Source organism: Anaerostipes butyraticus, assembly GCF_016586355.1.
Lineage (GTDB): Bacteria > Bacillota > Clostridia > Lachnospirales > Lachnospiraceae > Anaerostipes > Anaerostipes butyraticus.
Window position 1 is genome coordinate 1 of sequence record NZ_BLYI01000013.1, and the last position, 18,915, is coordinate 18,915.

16 protein-coding genes are annotated in these 18,915 nt (G+C 43.9%); 15 read left to right on the top strand and 1 reads right to left on the bottom strand.

The annotated features are described in order from the left end of the window. The 9 genes from JMF81_RS03085 to JMF81_RS03125 form a co-directional block, all read left to right on the top strand. Positions 1-527, top strand: a 527-nt coding sequence (locus JMF81_RS03085; protein WP_201310007.1) for a hypothetical protein, incomplete at its 5' end; no start/stop codon positions are given. A 21-nt stretch (positions 528-548) separates the two neighbouring features. After that, positions 549-1,421: a class II fructose-bisphosphate aldolase gene (locus JMF81_RS03090; protein ID WP_201310008.1), complete on the top strand. Its 873-nt coding sequence runs from the start codon at positions 549-551 to the stop codon at positions 1,419-1,421. A 20-nt stretch (positions 1,422-1,441) separates the two neighbouring features. Beyond that, entirely contained in the window at positions 1,442-1,963 is a 522-nt protein-coding gene (locus JMF81_RS03095; RefSeq protein WP_201310009.1) for a YjbQ family protein, read from the top strand. An 11-nt stretch (positions 1,964-1,974) separates the two neighbouring features. After that, positions 1,975-2,664 (top strand): triose-phosphate isomerase, encoded by a 690-nt coding sequence (locus JMF81_RS03100; protein WP_201310010.1) that lies wholly within the window; start codon positions 1,975-1,977, stop codon positions 2,662-2,664. Between the two features lie 390 nt (positions 2,665-3,054). After that, positions 3,055-3,606, top strand: a complete 552-nt coding sequence (locus tag JMF81_RS03105) for a Crp/Fnr family transcriptional regulator (RefSeq protein ID WP_201310011.1) — start codon at positions 3,055-3,057, stop codon at positions 3,604-3,606. Between the two features lie 91 nt (positions 3,607-3,697). Next, positions 3,698-4,789 (top strand): glycerol dehydrogenase, encoded by a 1,092-nt coding sequence (locus tag JMF81_RS03110; RefSeq protein WP_201310012.1) that lies wholly within the window; start codon positions 3,698-3,700, stop codon positions 4,787-4,789. Between the two features lie 203 nt (positions 4,790-4,992). Then, positions 4,993-5,376 carry a VOC family protein gene (locus JMF81_RS03115; RefSeq protein WP_201310013.1) on the top strand — a complete coding sequence of 128 codons (384 nt, stop codon included), beginning with the start codon at positions 4,993-4,995 and terminating at the stop codon, positions 5,374-5,376. A gap of 18 nt (positions 5,377-5,394) precedes the next feature. Further along, the gene (locus tag JMF81_RS03120) at positions 5,395-6,381 is read left to right on the top strand and encodes an ROK family protein (RefSeq protein ID WP_201310014.1); all 987 of its coding nucleotides are present in this window, start codon (positions 5,395-5,397) and stop codon (positions 6,379-6,381) included. Between the two features lie 11 nt (positions 6,382-6,392). After that, positions 6,393-7,280: a PHP domain-containing protein gene (locus JMF81_RS03125; RefSeq protein WP_201310015.1), complete on the top strand. Its 888-nt coding sequence runs from the start codon at positions 6,393-6,395 to the stop codon at positions 7,278-7,280. Positions 7,281-7,331: 51 nt separating this feature from the next. On the opposite strand, the gene glmS is transcribed toward JMF81_RS03125, so the two are convergent. Beyond that, positions 7,332-9,152 (bottom strand): glutamine--fructose-6-phosphate transaminase (isomerizing), encoded by a 1,821-nt coding sequence (glmS, locus tag JMF81_RS03130; protein WP_201310016.1) that lies wholly within the window; start codon positions 9,150-9,152, stop codon positions 7,332-7,334. Between the two features lie 624 nt (positions 9,153-9,776). Between glmS and JMF81_RS03135 the strand changes: the two genes are divergently transcribed. From JMF81_RS03135 to JMF81_RS03160, 6 genes are all read left to right on the top strand, one after another. Beyond that, on the top strand, positions 9,777-11,840 hold the full coding sequence (locus JMF81_RS03135; protein WP_201310017.1) for an LTA synthase family protein: 2,064 nt from the start codon (positions 9,777-9,779) through the stop codon (positions 11,838-11,840). A 108-nt stretch (positions 11,841-11,948) separates the two neighbouring features. Further along, positions 11,949-13,229: a trigger factor gene (gene tig, locus JMF81_RS03140; protein WP_201310018.1), complete on the top strand. Its 1,281-nt coding sequence runs from the start codon at positions 11,949-11,951 to the stop codon at positions 13,227-13,229. Between the two features lie 23 nt (positions 13,230-13,252). Continuing rightward, entirely contained in the window at positions 13,253-13,837 is a 585-nt protein-coding gene (gene clpP / locus JMF81_RS03145; RefSeq protein WP_201310019.1) for an ATP-dependent Clp endopeptidase proteolytic subunit ClpP, read from the top strand. Between the two features lie 23 nt (positions 13,838-13,860). Continuing rightward, entirely contained in the window at positions 13,861-15,159 is a 1,299-nt protein-coding gene (clpX, locus tag JMF81_RS03150) for an ATP-dependent Clp protease ATP-binding subunit ClpX (protein WP_201310020.1), read from the top strand. Positions 15,160-15,255: 96 nt separating this feature from the next. Next, a complete protein-coding gene (gene lon, locus JMF81_RS03155) occupies positions 15,256-17,577 on the top strand; it encodes an endopeptidase La (protein ID WP_201310021.1) in 2,322 nt (773 codons plus the stop codon). Between the two features lie 13 nt (positions 17,578-17,590). Continuing rightward, positions 17,591-18,895, top strand: coding sequence for a bifunctional folylpolyglutamate synthase/dihydrofolate synthase (locus JMF81_RS03160; protein WP_201310022.1), 1,305 nt, complete (start codon positions 17,591-17,593; stop codon positions 18,893-18,895). Positions 18,896-18,915: the final 20 nt, after the last annotated feature.

Consider the following 18,915-nt stretch of genomic DNA (forward strand, 5'->3'; position numbering starts at 1 on the left):
AGAAAGACGGAGGAATCCTGAACAAACATGGAGTCGTAGAATATGTAAACGGAATCGCTCCGGGAGTCTTCGTAACAGTTTCCACACCGAATGAAGAGATCGCGTACCAGATGAGCTATCACAGCATGGGACCTGGACCGCTCTGGACTCTGTATCGTCCATTCCATCTGTGCAATCTTGAGACTCCGTTGTCTGTCGCAAAAGCTGTTATTGATGGAGAAGTCACATGTGTACCGATCGATGGACTGGTATCTGAGTGTATCACAAGAGCGAAGATCAACCTGAAAGCAGGACAGACGATCGATGGAATCGGAGGATACACAACATATGGATCCATTGCAGAAGCAAAAGAATCCGATGAAAAAGGATATGTTCCATATGGCCTGGTAACAAACAAAGCGGTTATGAAGAGAGACGTGAAGAAAGGCCAGCTCCTTACATATGATGATATCGAACTGGACAAGAGCACACTGGTTTATAAACTGAGAAAAGAACAGGATGCAATGTACGGAAAGAACGTATTATAAAAAATACAGGAGGAAGAAGGAATGTTAGTTACACTGAAAGAACTGCTGGATCAGGCGAAAGAAGAAAAGAAGGCAGTCGGAGCTTTTAATGGAACCACATTGGAAGCGATCCGCGGCATTATCCAGGCGGCAGAAGAACTGGATACGCCGGTCATCTTACAGCATGCTCAAAGTCACGATGATATGATTGACCTGGAAGAGATCGGCCCGGTGATGCTCTATTACGCAAAACGAGCAAAAGTTCCGGTAGCGCTTCACCTGGATCATGGAAGCACGCTGGAGAGATGTGTACAGGCTCTTCGTCTTGGATTTACATCTGTGATGTATGATGCTTCTGCAAAAAGTTTTGAAGAAAATGTAGAAGAGACAAAGGAGATCGTAAAAATCGCTCATGCTGTGGGAGCCAGTGTAGAGGCGGAACTGGGACACATTTTTACATCTGAAGTCGTGCATGGAGAAGGGGGCGATTCTGATAGCAAAGATGATTATGAGAATCTGGATGATATTTATACGGACCCTCAGGTAGCAAAAGAATTTGTAGAAAAAACTGGTGTTGACTGTCTTGCAGTAGCTTTTGGTACAACCCATGGAGTATATCTGACAGAGCCAAAACTGGATCTGCCGAGGGTTGCCAGAATTCGAGATGCGGCCAATGTTCCGCTGGTTATGCATGGGGGATCCGGAGTATCTGACGAAGACTACAAAGTCGCGATTGAAAATGGAATATGCAAAGTAAATTATTACACATATATGAATACGGCAGGAGGCAGAGCTTCCAAAGAATACTGGGAAGATGAGGAAAAACCGTTGTTCTATGATTCTATGTCTCTGGCAGCCACCGAGGCAATCAAAGAAGATGTAAAAAAAGCGATTAAAGTATTCCAGAAAAAATAATCAAGTGCGGAGGAAAAGAAATGGCAGTATATAAAGAACAAATCAGTGTAAAATCTCACGGAAAAACACCGACTTATGTGGACATCACGCCACAGGTAAAAGAAGCGATTGAAAAGAGCGGAATCCAGAATGGCATCTGTACAGTAATATCTCCACATACAACCTGCTCTGTATTTTTTGAAGAGTTTGTCCATGATTATAATGAAGATGGAGACGAATTCCTGCAGGAAGATTTAAATCATGTATTGGAAAAAATCATTCCGGATCAGACCAGTGCGGATATCTATGTTTATCCGGGCGAAAAGCATTATGAAGCAGTTGAATCATGGCCGAATGCAGAAGAATATCTTCCAGGCGGAGACAGAACGGCGCTGTGGAACTGTGATGCCCATCTAAAGGCTACATTGATCGGCTCCAGCCAGGTGTTTGAAGTGGATAATGGAAAACTTGGTGTGGGAACAACGGGATATGTTTATTTTGCGGATTTTGACCGCACCCGTCCGCGTACAAGAAAATGCAAGATAATCGTTATGGGAGAGTAGGAGGAAGTCGTATGGCAAAAGCAGAATCACCATTCTTAATTGTAAATCCTAAGTCTTATCTTTACGGAAAAGAAAGTCTGGAGCTTGCAAAAGCTTCTGACCAGGTGGCAGCGGATACAGGCCTTCAGATTTATTTTACCTGTCCATATGCAGATATCCGTATGATAAAAGAAAATACCAGCCATTTGATCATATGTGCTCAGTCCATGGACCCGCTGGCGCCGGGAAGAGGAATGGGACATGTTCTTCCGGAATCCTTAAAAGAGGCAGGTGCAGAAGCTGTATTTCTGAATCATGCAGAAAACCAGAAAACGGTAAGCGAATTATATCATACCATTCAGAGGGCAAAAGAATTAGGAATGATCACGGTAGTATGCGCTGATTCCACGGTAGAAGCAAAAGCTGTGGCGTGTATGGATCCGGACATTGTTCTGGCAGAGCCGACTGACCTGATTGGAACCGGACAGGTGGCGGACGATTCTTACACAACGGAAACCGTAAAAGCTTTAAATGAAGTGAATCCAAATGTATTAGTTATGATCGCTTCAGGCGTCAGCACTGCGGAAGACTGTTACAATGTTGTAAAACTCGGCGCAGACGGAACAGGAGCTACTTCAGGAATTTTAAATGCTCCTTCTCCGGCAGAACGAGTGAGAGAAATGGCAGAAGCAATCGTGAAAGCAAAAAGCGAGAAGCAGTAAGCTGCCTGAATTGAAACAGCTGATATAACATACTATTTGTCATCAGGGAACCGTACAATCTGTATGGCTCCCTGATATTTTTTATTTCTGTATTAACATAGGTAAATGACAAAATTTTCTGATTTAGATATAATAAAAAAATATCCAGTGATTTTCCACAAAGTCTTTGACTGTTTGATCAGGAAATGTTTTATGACAGTTTGAACAGCCGGAAGAGGAGATGCAGCAAAAGGGGATCTATAAGGGACGAATCAGATCAATCGAAAATAATCAATATAAAACTGGCTGTTGCTGCTGTTGTTTTGACAGACCGTTCAGAATGTCAGGAAAGCGTTACCGAAATGGGGGATGTGTATAAAAGCATATGATTTTTACAGGGATGTCTGCGGTTTGAAAGATGAAGGACTGATACAGAGAATTTCATCTGCAACAGAACACAGATATCTGAAAAAAGGCGAGTTTGTGGTTCGGATCGGAGAGACTCTGAGTGATGTTTATTTTCTGGAAACCGGGATCGCAAGAGGATATTTACTGGATGCAGGCGGGAAAGATGTAACAGACTGTTTCAGCTTCCAGTGCGGAAACGCAGTCATGCCCTTTTGCCAGATGGAGACGGATATTCCATCTTCTATGGCGATTGAAATGCTGGAAGACGGCAGCTTTTTTTGCGTTCCCATATCAGAAGTGATGGAACTGCAGAAGAGTTATCATGAAGTGACTCTGTTTTACAATCGGCTTCTGATAAAAGCCTTGAATGAACATTGGAGACTGAAGCAGATCTTAAATCAGTACACTGCGATCCAAAGATATCAGTGGTTTTTACAGGAATATCCTGATTTGATCAACCGGGTCAGTAATAAACATATCGCATCGTTTATTGGCATGACTCCCGTTACTTTAAGCCGGCTTCGGAGAACTTTAAGAGAAGACCGGAAAAAGTAAAATGTTTTGCGCTTTTTCTTTTGTAGATTTCATATCACAGGTTTGATATAATGATAACAAAGAAAAAACAAAACACGATGGAGGTGCGATTATGGCAATGATAATAGGAAGTCCGACTCGTTATATTCAGGGAAAGGGAGAGATGAAGAATCTCTGCTCCTATGCGGGAAATTTTGGTAAAAAACTCTACGTCCTGACCAGCGCATCCGGAAGAGGACGGGTAGAGCCGTCCATCAAGGAAGGCCAGGGAGACTGCAGCATTACATATGAAGTATTCCAGGGGGAATGCTGCATGACAGAGATCAATCGTATCAAGGAAGCAGCCGGCAGTATCGGCAGTGATGTGATCGTAGGAATCGGTGGTGGAAAGATACTGGATACGGCCAAAGCCGTGGCGTATTATATGAATAAACCGGTGATGATCGTACCGACCATCGCATCTACAGATGCCCCTTGCAGCGCTCTTTCTGTTATTTATACAGATGAAGGAGTGTTTGAGAAATATCTGTTCCTTCCGACCAGCCCGAACATGGTGATTGTTGATACAGAGATTGTAAGCAAGGCTCCGGCCAGACTGCTGATCTCCGGCATGGGAGATGCGCTGGCAACCTACTTTGAGGCGAGAGCCTGCAAACGTTCTGATGCGGTAAACTGTGTAGGAGGAAAATGCACTCTGGCGGCTATGAGTCTTGCACAGCTGTGCTATGATACTCTGATTGGCAGCGGAATCAAGGCAATGACAGCAGTGAAAGAAGGAATCTGCACTAAGGCAGTGGAAGATATCATTGAGGCAAATACATATCTGTCAGGAATCGGATTTGAGAGTGCGGGCCTGGCCGGCGCTCATGCGATCCACAATGGGCTGACTGCCATAGAAGAGACGCATCAGTTTTACCATGGAGAGAAAGTAGCTTTTGGAACACTGGTTCAGCTGGTGCTTGAGGATGCCGATGAAGATGAGCTTATGGAAGTGCTGGATTTCTGCATTGAAGTGGGACTGCCGGTTACCTTGAAGGAACTGGGAATTACAGAAACCAGTCCAGAGCGTATCATGGAAGCTGCGAAGCTTGCCTGCGCGCCGGAAGACACCATGGGCAATATGCCGTTTGAAGTGACGCCGGATGATGTATATGCGGCAATCATGGGAGCAGATGCTCTTGGAAGATACTACAGCGAATCATAAACAGCCAGAAGAAGAGAGAAGCATGAAACGTGTTTTCTCTCTTCTTTTTCTGACGCAAATAGGTGAAAGAAGGAGTTCGTCTATTGATGATGTGGAAGGGCGGACACACTTTTTAAAACTGTTTTAAAAAGTATTGACAGAATAAAAAAAGAAGAGTACTCTGAAAATGACATCGAAAACAGAAAAAAGATATGGAGGATAATATGGGAATTGAACATGTAGCAATGTATGTAAACGATCTGGAAGGAGCCAGGAAATTTTTTGAGACATATTTTAATGCGGAATCGAATGACCTGTATCATAATAAAACAACGGATTTCAAATCTTACTTTTTGACCTTTGACCAGGGATCCAGACTGGAAATCATGACGAAACCAGGAATGCAGGATGAGGAAAAGACACTGGCCAGAACCGGTCTGATACATATTGCATTCCAGACAGGAAGCAAAGAAAAAGTAGATGAGCTGACAAACCGGCTGAAAGAAGATGGGTATGAAGTGGTCAGCGGACCGAGGACAACAGGAGACGGGTATTATGAAAGCTGCGTTGTTGCTCTGGAAGGAAATCAGATTGAAATTACGGTATAGGAAGAGCGGAGGAATAGGATGTCCTGTACATTTGAAGTAAAAAAACTAAACCGGCAGCTGATCCGGGATGTGATGCGCGGCGGGCACAGTTACACCAAAGCAGATATCGGACGAGAGACCGGACTTTCTCTGGCGACCTGCGGGACAATTTTGAATGAGATGCTGCAGACGAAAGAAGTGCTGGAAGCTGCACGGCAGAAGTCCAGCGGCGGGAGACCGGCAGTCTGCTATCAGTATAATAAGGATTATTACCGTATGATCGGACTCTACGCTGACAATGGCAGCGCGTGCGGTCACCTTGGATATGTGGTATACAACGCCCTGGAAGAAGTAATCGAAGAGGGAAGAGAGAATGTCAGGGAAGTGAATGTAGAGAGCATAATCCAAAAGCTTGATCTTTTGATGGATTCTTATGAGAATGTCAGGGGGATTTCCATAGGAATTCCGGGAATTGTGTCTCAGGGACAGATTAAAAGCTGCGATATTGAAAGCCTGGAACTGGCCGGGCTGGAAGAAATGCTGAGGAAAAGATATCAGATATATGTCAGTGTAGGGAATGATATGAACTATATTACTTATGGGGCATATGACCGCCAGGAAAGTAAAGAAGATCTGAGCGTTTTATATTTTCCGCAGAATCATTATGCAGGATGCGGAAGCATTGTAAATGGGGAGCTGCTTTATGGATCCGGACAGATGGCAGGAGAGATTTCTTATCTGTACCGGGCAGAAGGAATTCCCAGACCGGATTCCGGGAAAGCCGTCGAACCGGCATGGTTTCTGGCAAAACTGCTGATTGATCTGACAGCGTTCTTAAATCCGGCGAAAATCCTTCTGATCAGTCATGATCCGGGAAAGATCCCGTGGGAGGAAGCCGTCAGCATCTGCAGGAAGACTTTAACGGAAGAAGAGATGCCGGTGATCGAAATATCATCGGAGTTTTACCAAAATTATATTCATGGTCTTGCGGCATTGACGCTGCATGAACAGAGATATCGGATATAAGGAGGAACATAATGAATACAATTGATTTGCATATGCACAGCATTTTCAGCATTGACGGTACATATCAGCCGGAGGAACTCTATGCTATGTGCAAAAAGCAGGGAATCCGGTATATGGCCATTGCGGATCATAACAGTGTCAGGGGCAGCAGGAAATTACTGGATGTGAAAAAAGAAGATGATCCTGCTGTGGTGCCGGCCATTGAGCTGGACTGCACTTGTGAAGGAAAGGATTTTCATCTGCTGGGCTATGGTATTGATGTAAAGGATCCGGTTTATGAAAAGATAGAAAATGATTTTTTGTCTCAGGAAATTCAGAATGGGGAAGCAAGGCTTGCATATACAAGAGAAAAAATAGGGTTTCAGTTTGAAGATGCCGTGATAGACCGTTTGAAAATACTGGGAGTGATTACACCGGAAGCGATTATGGAAGCATGTATGATGGACGAGAGAAACCGCAAACATGAAAGAATGCAGCCGTATCTGGAAGGAGGGAGCAGGAGTGATAATCCTATGGTAAACTTCTACTGGGATTATTTTTCTCAGGGGAAAGAGGGCTATGTGCCGACAGTGTTCCCGAAACTCAGAGATATGGTGGATATGATTCATAGTCAGGGCGGCCTGGCGGTTCTGGCTCATCCGGGAAATAATGTAAAAGAAGAGGAAGCCCTTCTGAAAGCTGTTATTTCCTGTGGGATTGACGGAATGGAAGTGTACTCTTCTTACCACAGCGCTGAACAGATTCAATATTACAAGAAGAAGGCGCAGGAAGCCGGCCTGCTGGAAACCTGCGGCAGTGATTTTCACGGCAAAACAAAACCGTCCATTCATCCTGGACAATGCGACTGTCCGGATAAGGAACGGGAGATATTAGAAAAAGCCTTGAAAAAGATTTTATGAAATAAAAAAGGTGCTGGTCTTTTTTTGGACCAACACCTTTTTGGCGTCAATTTATTCAACGGTTACGGATTTTGCAAGGTTTCTTGGCTGATCCACGTCGTATCCGCGGAAGACGGTAACATGATATGCCAGAAGCTGAAGAGCAACAGTCACACCAAAAGTACCGAAACGATCGTCTACATTAGGAACCTGAATCAGGTCATCGTAGATTCCTTCATAGCTGCTCATGTCTTTGTCTGTTACCATGATCACATGAGCGCCGCGGGCTTTTACTTCTTCTACATTTGCCATCAGTTTCGGCAGGACATTTTCCTGTGTTGCGATGGCGATGATCGGAACGCCTTCCGTAACCAGGGAAATCGTACCGTGTTTTAATTCTCCTGCGCTGTAAGCTTCAGAGTTTACATAAGAAATCTCTTTTAATTTTAAAGATCCTTCACAGGCAATCGCATAATCAAGGCTTCTTCCAAGATAGAAAGCGGAGAAAGTATCTTTGATCTTTTCAGCGATGCCTTTAATCTGTTCATCCATTTCAAGAACCGGCGCTACAGTGTCGATGGCTGCCTGGAAAGCATCACAGTATGCGGCCATTTCTTCGGCTGTCATCATGTTGTTGATTTCTGCCAGTTTCAGAGCGATCAGGTACATGCCTGCGCACTGTACAGAGAACGCTTTTGTGCTGGCAACGGCAATTTCAGGACCTGCATGTGTATAGAGTACATAATCGCTTTCACGGGCGATGCTGGATCCTTTTACATTAACAATGGAAATTGTTTTTGCGCCTCTTTCGTTAGCGAGCCGGAGAGCAGCCAGAGAGTCAGCTGTTTCGCCGGACTGAGTCACAACGATTACCAGAGTATGATCGTCCAGGATCGGATTCATGTAACGGAACTCTGAAGACAGTTCAACGGTTACCGGGATTCGAAGCATGGATTCAATCAGATGACGTCCCACTAATCCAGCGTGCATTGCTGTACCGCAGGCTGTCACAACCACACGGTTAATGTCTTTGAAGATATCATCAGAAATGTTATCTGCGCTAAAGTCTGCGCGTCCGTTGTGAAGACGCGGCATAACAGTATTTTTCAAAGCTTCCGGCTGTTCAAAAATTTCTTTCTGCATAAAGAAGTCATATCCGCCTTTCTGAGCGGCTGTAGTGTCCCAGTCAACATGGAGCATCTTCGGAGCAACTTCTTCCTGATCCATGGTATAAAGCTTAATTCCGTCTGGGGTCATGACAACGATGTGTTCTTCCGGAACTACAAAATAATCTTTAGAGTACGGAAGCAGAGCAACCATATCAGAAGCGATGAAAGCTCCGTCATCGGTGGAAACTGCTACCAGAGGACTGGCATTGCGCATGCAGTAAATCTCTCCCGGACGGTCTTCGAACATAATACAGAATCCATAAGCGCCGGCCAGCTGCTGATCAGCTTCTTTCAGAGCTTTAAAAGGATCTCCGTCATATAAGGAATCAATCAGCATTGCCGCAACTTCTGTATCTGTTTCAGAAACAGCAGTGTATCCTTTATCTTTCAAAGCTGCAGAAAGTTCCTTGTAGTTTTCGATGATACCGTTATGGATTAAAGTTACTTTTCCGGCAACATGAGGATGCGCGTTGATGTCTGTAACACCGCCATGAGTTGCCCATCTTGTATGTCCGATTCCGCAGGTTCCTTCGATGTCATCTGTTTCAGACGCTTTTTTGCGGAGTTCTGCAACTTTTCCTGTAGTTTTGATGATCTTGGTTGCATCATTCTGGCGGACCGCGATTCCTGCACTGTCATATCCGCGGTATTCCAAACGCTCAAGACCTCCAATCAAAATATCAGCTACCTGTAATCTGCCGGTAAATCCAATAATTCCACACATAATAAAAATCTCCTTATTCAATTTTCGCAAAGAAAGAAGAGAAAGCTTCTCCTGCTTTCTTTTTAATTTCTGTTCTCATTTTGTCTATATCATATGCGGTTTTGCCCGGATTATACTGCCTTTGTTTCATGGTCACCCATGGGTTTGTACAGTATATCACATAGACCGGGGCTACGGGAAAGCATCCGCCGAATCTTTCGATCACTTTCCACCTCGTTAACCTTCCAAATGGCATAAAGCCGTGTCCGTATCAGGAAGGTGCATGGCGCTTAAATTTATATAAACTCCTTTCTTTCTGAATTCTGCCGGAGGTTCAAAACCCAAAACTCCCGACGCATGAATGTTATCACAGATATTATAAGAAGTCAAACCAGGACAGGAATTTAATATATTTTTAAGAAATTCAAAAAATCAGGATGATATCGCTGTGAAATATGAAAAATAAGAAAAGAACAGGTTATAAAAGAATACAGGTTCGAGGCGGCAGGTAAAGATTTAATAAAGTTTTAAGAAGTTAAAACTGGATACTTTTTACGGGGGATGGTATAATATTACGATGGTTAAGGTCAATTAAGAGGAAAAGGCCAATGCTGCTTTGAAAAATTACGATAGAAGGAGAAAACTATGAAAACCTTTTTGAAAAATATAGGGAGAGCAGGAAAGAAAATAGGTTCAGCGGGGAAAAAAGCAGGACTGATCATAGTGGATAAACTGCGCAGACATCCGATCATGTGCAATGTGGTCCTGTCCATACTGATGACGATCATCCTGGAAACATTAGGAAGACAAAGATCTGACTTCGCAAGTATTTTCCAATTTGCAGACGAGAGAACAAAGATGTTTTTATATAGTATACTCATCATGTTCTTATCATATTCCATTGTGCTGGTCGTAAAAAGACGTTTGTTTACTTATATCGTAGTAACGCTTTTATGGTCAGTGGTGGGAATCGTCAACTGGATGATGCTGAACACGAGAAATACACCATTTACTTATGTGGACATTACGCTTTTGAAGTCCGTGCTTCCGGTCATGTCAAATTATTTCAGTCCGACCGAGATCGTTTCCATGGGAGCGCTGCTGCTGATTGCGCTGGTTCTCCTGGTTGTGGCGTTTATGTATCTGCCGATGGAGAAAAAATTAAAGAGAAAGAAAGGATTTCTGCAGCTGGCAGTGATCTGTGTGATCTTTTCCGGGGTTACGGCCATGGGATTTAAGACCGGAGATCTGACAGATCATATCCATAATATTTTGCTGGCGTTTGATGATTATGGAACATCCTATTGTTTTGCGATCACGGCATTGAAGAATGGAATTGACAAACCATCCAATTATTCTGAGAAGACAATTGACAGAATTGAGGACAGGACAGATAAAGCGGTAGCCAAGATGGAAGAGGATGAAAAGAAAAAGAATGAGACGGTGGAAAAGCCAAACATTATTTTCGTACAGCTTGAGTCACATTTTGATATTACTCAGGTGAAAGGAGTTACATTTAACAAAGATCCTCTGCCGAATTTCCATAAATATATGAAAGAATACTCTTCAGGGCAGCTTTCCATGCCTTCCTACGGAGCAGGAACTGCCAACTCAGAGTTTGAGGTGATCACAGGCATGAATCTGGATCATTTTGGCGCAGCAGAGTATCCGTATAAGACAGTGCTCCAGGATACGACCACAGAGAGCATGGCAACCGTTCTGAAAGAACAGGGATATACGGCTCATGCAATTCATGACAACAGTGCGGCGTTCTACGACAGAGATCTGGTGTTCTCACAGCTGGGATTTGATACTTTTACAACAAAAGAAACCATGAACATCAAGAAGTGGACAGAAAACGGATGGGCGAAGGACAGCGTACTGACAGGATGTATCAATGACAGCCTGAATTCAACGGACGGCGAAGATTATGTTTATTGCATTTCTGTTCAGGGACATGGAGACTATCCGACTACAGAAATTATCGAGAACCCGGAAATCAAAGTAACCGGAGGCATTGATGATGAAGCCATGAAGAATAAATATACCTATTATGCAAATCAGGTATATCAGATGGATCAGTTTGTAGGAGATCTGGTAAAATCTCTGGAGAAACGCAACGAGAAAACAATTCTTGTTATGTATGGAGATCATCTTCCGAGTCTGAACATTGAAAATGAGGATCTGACCTATGGCAACAAATACGAGACCAGTTATTTTATCTGGGACAATATGGGACTCCAGAAAACAGATGGAGAGATCGAAGCCTATGACCTGGGATCTGAAATCCTTAAGAAGTGCCATATTCACAATGGAGTGATGAACAGCTTCCATCAGACAAGAAAGGGCACAGAAAATTACCAGGAAGATATGAAAAATCTTCAGTATGACATGCTGTATGGAAAACAGTATGTATGGAATCAGGAGAATCCGTTTAAGGCAACAGATCTGACATTTGGAATCAGGGATCTGGAAGTGACGAAGGCTTACGAAACGGATGACAGCGTCTTCATTGTCGGCAACAACTTCACAAACTATGCAGAGGTTTATGTGGACGATGTACAGATCAATACGACGTATCATAATGAACATCTTCTGGAAGTGCCAAAAGATTCTCTGGAAGACGGAGATACATTTACAGTCAGCATTGTCAGCAAGGCGCCTAGAGTGCTTCGGACATCAAAACCGTATGTATATAAAGAAAAATAACGGAAATTAAATAAAGAAGCTTGTGCAGTTTGTATGGCGTATGCTATAATAATTGAATGTTTGTGGAATTTACAAAATGATAATAATATTTTAGGAGGATTCATAAAGATGAGTTTGCAAGTGGAAAACTTAGAGCATAATATGGTAAAGGTAACGATTGAGGTTGACGCGGCAAAATTAGATGCGGCGATTACAAAAGCTTATAATAAGAAGAAAAACCAGTTCAACATTCCAGGATTCCGTAAAGGAAAGGTGCCTCAGAAGCTGATCGAAAAAGAATACGGCGTTGAGATCTTCTACGAAGATGCAGCTAATATTCTGATTCCGGATGCTTATGCAGAAGAGATGAAGGACTGCGATTTGGAAATCGTTTCCAGACCGGAAATTGATGTCGTACAGCTTGAAAAAGGAAAACCATTCATCTTTACAGCGGAACTTGCGGTAAAACCAGAAGTAACTTTGGGAGATTACAAAGGATTAGATGTTCCTAAGACAAGAGTTACAGTAAAGAAAGAAGAAGTAGAGGAAGAACTCAAGAGAACTCAGGAGCAGAACGCAAGAGAGATCACAATCGAAGATCGTCCGGTGAAAGACGGAGATATCTTAACAATTGATTACTCCGGTTCTGTGGATGGAGAAAAATTCGAAGGAGGAACTGCACAGGATCAGACTCTGATCATTGGTTCCGGCGCGTTTATTCCGGGATTTGAAGAACAGCTGATCGGAAAAGAACTCAATGAAGAGACAGAGATCAACGTAACATTCCCAGAAGAATATCATGCGGCTGATCTTGCAGGAAAAGAAGCTGTCTTTGAAGTGAAGATCAAAGCAATCAAAGAAAAAGAACTTCCGGAGTTAGATGATGAGTTCGCATCTGAAGTTTCTGAATTCGAGACATTAGATGAGTACAAAGCAGATATCAAAGAAAAGATCCGTGAACGTAAGAAAGAAGAAGCAAAGACAGAGAGAGAAAACAAACTTGTAGATCTCGCAGTTGAAAACGCTCAGATGGATATTCCGGATGCCATGGTAGAAGAACAGGTACAGCAGATGACAGAAGAATTTGCTCAGAGATTAAGCTACCAGGGATTAAGCATGGAGCAGTATCTGCAGTTCTCCGGAATGGACGCTCAGAAATTTGCGGATGATATGAAACCTCAGGCAGTGAAGAGAATTGAAACACGCCTGGTATTAGAAGCAATCGTAAAAGCAGAAAACATTGAAGTGAGCGAGGAAGAGTATAAGGCAGAAGTAGAGAAGATGGCTGCAATGTACCAGATGGAGACAGAACAGCTTGAGAAGCTCATCCAGGATGCTCAGAAAGAGCAGATGATGGATGATATCGCAGTGCAGAAAGCCGTTGATTTCCTCGTCGCTGAAGCAAAATAAGACAGATTTTAGGAGGATGCGGTATGAGTTTAGTACCTTATGTCATTGAACAGACGAGCAGAGGAGAAAGATCTTACGATATTTATTCCCGTCTGTTAAAAGAGAGAATCATCTTTTTAGGAGAAGAAGTAAATGATACAACAGCCAGCCTGATCGTTTCCCAGCTGCTGTTTCTGGAATCCGAAGATCCTGAGAAGGATATCAGTTTGTACATCAACAGTCCGGGAGGATCTGTGACAGCAGGAATGGCAATCTATGACACTATGCAGTATGTAAAATGCGATGTGTCAACCATGTGCATGGGAATGGCGGCAAGTATGGGAGCTTTTCTTCTGGCAGGAGGAGCAAAAGGCAAGAGATTTGCTTTGCCGAATGCAGAAATCATGATTCATCAGCCATCCGGAGGAGCACAGGGACAGGCAACAGAGATTGAGATTGCCGCAGAACATATTCTGAAGACGAAAAAACGTTTGAATACGATTTTAAGTGAAAATACCGGACAGCCGTATGAGACCATTGCCAAAGACACGGATCGTGATAACTGGCTTTCTGCTCAGGAAGCAGTGGATTATGGTCTGATTGACAAAGTTGTCGAAAAGAGACAATAAGGAAAGAGAATTGAGGTGTTCTGGTGCCAAATTATAACGATGAAAAGAAAGTACTAAGATGTTCTTTCTGTAATAAGACTCAGGATCAGGTACGCAAGCTGATTGCAGGTCCGAAAGCAAAAGGCGTTTATATCTGTGATGAGTGTATCGATATCTGTTCCGAGATTATTGCGGAAGAATTTGAACAATATGTGGAAGATGCCGAGATCCATTTAAAGAAGCCAAAAGAGATCAAGGAATTCCTGGATGAGTATGTGATCGGTCAGGATGAGGCAAAGAAAGTCCTGTCTGTAGCCGTATACAACCATTATAAGAGAATCCTGATGGGCGGAGATTCTGATGTTGATCTTCAGAAGAGCAATATTTTAATGCTGGGCCCGACAGGATCAGGAAAGACTCTTCTGGCTCAGACTCTGGCGAAGATGCTGAATGTGCCGTTTGCCATTGCAGATGCCACGGCTCTTACAGAAGCAGGATATGTTGGAGAGGATGTGGAGAACATCCTTTTGAAGATCATCCAGGCGGCGGATTATGACATTGAGCGTGCACAGTGCGGCATCATCTATATTGATGAGATTGATAAGATCACAAGGAAGTCTGAAAATACGTCAATTACCAGGGATGTATCAGGTGAGGGTGTTCAGCAGGCGCTCCTGAAGATTATAGAAGGAACGGTTGCGTCTGTTCCGCCTCAGGGTGGAAGAAAGCATCCGCATCAGGAATTCATTCAGATTGATACGACCAATATTCTGTTTATCTGCGGAGGAGCATTTGATGGTCTGGAGAAGATCATTGAATCCAGAATCGGGAAAAAATCCATTGGATTTGGCGCAGATGTGGTCGGCCAGACAGAAAAAGACCTGGGGGCACTGCTTCACCAGGTGCTGCCGGAGGATTTTGTAAAATACGGACTGATTCCGGAATTTATCGGACGTGTACCGGTTAATGTGTCATTAAATCCTCTGGATCAGAACGCGCTGGTTCGTATTTTGAAGGAGCCAAAAAGCGCGCTTGTGAAACAGTATAAGAAATTATTTGAGATGGACGGCGTTGCGCTTGAGTTTGAAGACGAAGCACTGGAAGCGATTGCCCGCAAAGCTCTGGACCGTAAGACAGGTGCAAGAGGACTTCGCGCAATCGTAGAAGAGGTTATCATGGAACTGATGTATCAGATTCCTTCAGAGCCAAATGTATCCAGGTGCATCATCACAAAAGATGTGGTGGAGAATGGCGCAGAACCGAAGATTGAATATTCCGACCGGAAGGTGAAATCTTCAGCGTCCAAGAAGAGAATGATGAAGAGCAATCCTGAGATTGCGTAAACAAGATGGAATCAGGCGGAAGCCTGAAGCAAAAACTGCTTTCGTACAAGAAATTCTTGTGTCAAAAGCAGTTTTTCTTTTAAGAAGGAGTGTCAAATGAAAAAAACATTACCAATGCTTGCCCTGCGAGGAAAATATGTCTTCCCCAACACGGTGATTCATTTTGATGTATCCAGAAGCAAGTCAATCCGGGCCATTGAGGAGGCGATGGAGCAGGATCAGCTGATCTTCCTGAATAATCAGATGGATCCCACAGTGGAGGATCCGGGAATCATTGATCTGTATCAGGTGGGTACATTGGCAAAGATCAAACAGATGGTAAAACTTCCGCAGAATATTGTAAGAATTTTTGCGGAAGGACTATTCCGGGCGGAAATGACGGGCGTTGTAGATGAAGAACCGCTGTTTCGTGTAGAAGTCGCTTACAATCATGTGGAGCAGGAACCTTTCGCGCCATATGAAAGGGAGGCTATGATCCGTTCGATCAAAGAAAGTTTTGAACACTATGCAGAAACATGGGGCAAGATGGATCAGAATCTTGTCAGCTATATCCTGATGCAGCAGGATCTGGAACTGCTGGTTGATCAGCTGGCGACTCATATACCATTTTCCCTGGAAGACAAGCAGAGAATCCTGGAAGAAATGGATTTAAAAGCCAGATGTGAAGCAATGCTGGCTCTTCTGGGGGAAGAGCTGGAAGTCATGCAGATCCGCGGTGAAATCCAGAAAAAAGTCAGGGCAAATGTAGATAAAAATCAAAAAGAATATATGCTTCGGGAAGAGATGAAGGTGATTCGGGAAGAACTGGGGGAAACCAGTGTCGAAGATGAGGCACAGGAGTTTCTGGACCAGCTGAGGAAACTGAAGGCTTCAAAAGAAGTAAAAGATAAAATAAAAAAGGAGATTGGCAGATTTCAGGCTATCGGAATGAGCACGCCGGAAAGCTCCGTTTTAAGGACTTATATTGAGACGATGCTGGATGTGCCGTGGGAACGCCGCTCCAGGGATTCCCAGGATCTGGACCGGGCGGAAAAGATCTTAAATGAAGACCATTACGGTCTGGAAAAAGTAAAAGAAAGAATTCTGGAATATCTGGCAGCCCGCGCCATGAGCGGGAAAAAGGATGCGGCGATCTTATGTCTGTTTGGCCCTCCGGGCACAGGGAAAACATCCATTGCCAAATCCATTGCCAAGGCAACGGAGAAAGAATATATCCGTCTGTCTCTGGGCGGTGTGAGAGATGAGTCCGAAATCCGCGGGCACAGGAAAACTTATGTGGGTGCCATGCCGGGACGAATCGTGGAAGCGCTGCGCAGAGTCAAAGTCCGAAATCCGCTGATGCTTTTGGATGAGATAGATAAAGCCGGAAAGGATCAGCGAGGAGATACAGCTTCTGCCCTGCTGGAAGTGCTGGATCCGGAACAGAATGAACATTTTCAGGATCATTATCTGGAGGTTCCGCTGAATTTGAGCGATGTACTTTTCATTGCAACGGCAAACGACCTGTCCCTGATCCCAAGACCTCTGCTGGATCGTATGGAGATCATCGAGGTGTCCAGCTATTCAGAAAATGAAAAATATCATATTGCGGAAAAATATCTGGTGAAAAAGCAAAGAGAAGCCAATGGATTGAATGAACAGCAGATCCAGTGGAAAGACGATGCCATAAAATTCCTGATTTCCTCTTATACGAGAGAGGCAGGCGTCCGAGACCTGGAAAGAAAGATCGGGCAGGTATCCAGAAAAGTAACAAAAGATATTTTCCAGAAGAAGCATAGAAAAGTTACGATTACGAAGAAGAAAGTACAGGATTATCTTGGAAATCCGCCGTATGAGTGGGAAAAAGAGTCTCTGCGGGATCAGATCGGAATCGTTCATGGACTGGCATGGACGCCGGTCGGAGGAGCAACGCTGAAAATAGAAGTCAATGTAATGCCGGGAAAAGGCCGAATCCAGGTGACCGGATCTCTGGGAGATGTAATGAAAGAATCTTCTCAGGCGGCCATCAGTTATATCCGCAGCCAGAGCAGAAAATATAAGATCAAGTCAGACTTTTTCGAAAAACACGACATTCATATCCACGTTCCGGAAGGAGCGGTTCCAAAAGACGGGCCGTCTGCGGGTATTACCATGACAACAGCGGTGCTTTCAGCCATTACGAAGAAAAAGGTGCATGGAGATCTGGCGATGACCGGAGAAGTAACGATCCGGGGTGAAGTTCTGCCAATCGGCGGTTTGAAAGAAAAACTTCTGGCAGCGAAACGGCTGGGAATTCGAAAAGTTCTGGTGCCAAAATCCAACAGAAAAGATATCGGAGAATTCCATGAAGAAATCACAGAAGGACTTGAGATTGTGTATGTAAAAGACATGAATCAGGTAATCAAAGAGGCTCTGGCTGCAGAACCTGAGAAAAGATAGAGGAGAACCGGATATGACTTATGACGAAGCGATGAATTTCATACAAAACACCAATAAGTTTGGAACTGTACTTGGACTGGACAGTATCCGGGAACTGCTTAGACGGCTGGGAAATCCTCAGGAGCAGCTGAGGATCGTACACATTGCGGGAACCAACGGCAAGGGATCGATCCTTGCTTTTCTGGCTTCCGTATTTCGGGAAAGCGGATACCGGGCAGGACGATATGTTTCCCCGGCTTCTTTTTCCTATGAGGAACGGTTTCGGATCAATGAAGAAAATATATCCAAAGAAGATCTGTGCTATTATGTGGAACAGGTAAAAAAGGAAGCAGACGGTATGGTAAAGGACGGGATGGATCATCCGACCATGTTTGAGATTGAGACAGCCTTGAGTTTTTTGTATTTCCGTGACAAAAAAGTGGACGCAGTGCTGCTGGAAACAGGAATGGGCGGAAGACTGGATGCTACTAATATTGTTTCACGGCCGGTCTGTACGGTGATTGCTTCGATCGGATATGATCATATGCAGTATCTTGGGAATACGATCACTGAAATTGCGGGAGAAAAGGCGGGAATCATAAAAGAAGGATGTCCTGTCGTCTCTTATGATAATGATCAGGAAGCCAATGAAGTGATCAAGGCCGCGGCAGAAGCAAAACACTGCCGCCTTGACTTTGTGAATACTGCCGGAATCCGTATTTTATCCCAGTCGCTGAAAGGACAAAGTTTTTCTTACCGAAGCAGTCATGGACGGTGGTATGAAAAAATTGAGATCCCGCTTCTGGGGACCCATCAGATATACAATGCAGCGACTGCTTTGGAAGTGCTGGAGATCATTAAAAATTATTACTGCATCAGTGAGTTTCAGACAGAAGAAGGATTCAGGAATACTGTATGGAGAGGACGCCTGGAACTGCTGTCAGAAGATCCGGAGATTTTCTGTGACGGCGCCCATAATCCGGACGGAGCCAGATGTCTGGCAGAATTTCTTCGAAATAATTTTACAAACAAGAGAATAATTTATATAATGGGTGTACTGGCAGATAAGGAATATGAGCAGATGCTGGAGGAGACGGCGGGAATCGCTGACTGTATTTACACAGTGGCGCCGGATAATCCGCGGGCGCTTTCCAGCAGGAAGCTTGGAGAGGCAGCGGAAAAATACTGTGAAACAGTATATATAAGAAAACGGCTGGCTTCCTGTCTGGAAGAAGTAAAGGAGAAAGCCGGGAAAGACGATGTGATCGTAATTTTCGGAACTTTGTCTTTTCAGAAGGAATTACAGGGGAAAGAAATGTGGAACGATACCAGAAAATAATCCAAAACAAAATATTTCAA

Excerpts from the sequence above, each read along its gene's own strand:
- JMF81_RS03090 (WP_201310008.1), top strand. The coding sequence starts at position 549 with ATGTTAGTTACACTGAAAGAACTGCTGGATCAGGCGAAAGAAGAAAAG.
- JMF81_RS03095 (WP_201310009.1), top strand. The coding sequence starts at position 1,442 with ATGGCAGTATATAAAGAACAAATCAGTGTAAAATCTCACGGAAAAACA.
- JMF81_RS03100 (WP_201310010.1), top strand. The coding sequence starts at position 1,975 with ATGGCAAAAGCAGAATCACCATTCTTAATTGTAAATCCTAAGTCTTAT.
- JMF81_RS03110 (WP_201310012.1), top strand. The coding sequence starts at position 3,698 with ATGGCAATGATAATAGGAAGTCCGACTCGTTATATTCAGGGAAAGGGA.
- JMF81_RS03115 (WP_201310013.1), top strand. The coding sequence starts at position 4,993 with ATGGGAATTGAACATGTAGCAATGTATGTAAACGATCTGGAAGGAGCC.
- JMF81_RS03120 (WP_201310014.1), top strand. The coding sequence starts at position 5,395 with ATGTCCTGTACATTTGAAGTAAAAAAACTAAACCGGCAGCTGATCCGG.
- JMF81_RS03125 (WP_201310015.1), top strand. The coding sequence starts at position 6,393 with ATGAATACAATTGATTTGCATATGCACAGCATTTTCAGCATTGACGGT.
- glmS (WP_201310016.1), bottom strand. The coding sequence starts at position 9,152 with ATGTGTGGAATTATTGGATTTACCGGCAGATTACAGGTAGCTGATATT.
- JMF81_RS03135 (WP_201310017.1), top strand. The coding sequence starts at position 9,777 with ATGAAAACCTTTTTGAAAAATATAGGGAGAGCAGGAAAGAAAATAGGT.
- tig (WP_201310018.1), top strand. The coding sequence starts at position 11,949 with ATGAGTTTGCAAGTGGAAAACTTAGAGCATAATATGGTAAAGGTAACG.
- clpP (WP_201310019.1), top strand. The coding sequence starts at position 13,253 with ATGAGTTTAGTACCTTATGTCATTGAACAGACGAGCAGAGGAGAAAGA.
- lon (WP_201310021.1), top strand. The coding sequence starts at position 15,256 with ATGAAAAAAACATTACCAATGCTTGCCCTGCGAGGAAAATATGTCTTC.
- JMF81_RS03160 (WP_201310022.1), top strand. The coding sequence starts at position 17,591 with ATGACTTATGACGAAGCGATGAATTTCATACAAAACACCAATAAGTTT.